The sequence below is a fragment of the Aliirhizobium wenxiniae genome (assembly GCF_019511445.1).
Taxonomy (GTDB): Bacteria; Pseudomonadota; Alphaproteobacteria; order Rhizobiales; family Rhizobiaceae; genus Neorhizobium; species Neorhizobium wenxiniae_A.
In genome coordinates this window covers 1-596 of record NZ_JAEUAN010000082.1, presented here as the reverse complement: position 1 = coordinate 596, position 596 = coordinate 1, and the positions used below count along the sequence as shown (strand labels likewise).

2 protein-coding genes and 1 tRNA gene are annotated in these 596 nt (G+C 55.4%); 1 reads left to right on the top strand and 2 read right to left on the bottom strand.

Going from position 1 to position 596, the window contains the following annotated elements; genetic code table 11:
- Positions 1–42: 42 nt before the first annotated feature.
- Positions 43–119: transfer RNA gene (locus tag JNB91_RS30395), tRNA-Met, on the top strand.
- Positions 120–311: 192 nt separating this feature from the next.
- Here JNB91_RS30395 and JNB91_RS30390 read toward each other — a convergent pair.
- Positions 312–464: a hypothetical protein gene (locus JNB91_RS30390; RefSeq protein ID WP_220329127.1), complete on the bottom strand. Its 153-nt coding sequence runs from the start codon at positions 462–464 to the stop codon at positions 312–314.
- A 35-nt stretch (positions 465–499) separates the two neighbouring features.
- Positions 500–596 (bottom strand): integrase core domain-containing protein (locus JNB91_RS30385; RefSeq protein WP_220326603.1); only part of this gene is annotated, 97 nt, incomplete at its 5' end.

The following is a 596-nucleotide window of genomic DNA, read 5'->3' as shown; positions in this document are numbered from 1 at the left end:
GGCTTTGCAGTTCTTCCGTTTTTGCCAAAGGCAAAAACTTGGCGCGGGGTGGAGCAGCCCGGTAGCTCGTCAGGCTCATAACCTGAAGGCCGCAGGTTCAAATCCTGCCCCCGCAACCAATCTTACCATCAGATCCAGCCGATTTTGTGCGTGTCCGAGCCCCGCGGTGCTCGCCTTCTCCACATGACCAACATAAATAGCCCCTTAAGGGGCTATTTGGCGTTTCGGGAGAGGCATCGACGCGTTGGTTGGTCGATCTGCTGGAATGCGTTGGGACGTGCGTTTCTGCTCAAGGAAGCCTGTCATTGAAATCAGGCAGCAGCGAAGGATTGTTTTTCCGGTTCCATCAGGAAGGACAGATCTTTTGCCACTCCTGGTGCGCAGGCGACGACGGGGCCGCCATGGGCCAGAAGTTGTGTGAGGGGAGGGAGGGCGATGACTGCGCCGGCTTCATTGGCGATCAATGTTCCTGGAGTTGCCCCATAAAAACCGGACAGGATCAGTTTTCTGTTTGACGGTTTAAGAACTCGCGCGGTGAGCGATATCCCAAAGCTTTGTGCGGGTGAAGCATGTTGTAATGCTCGAACCACAATGGC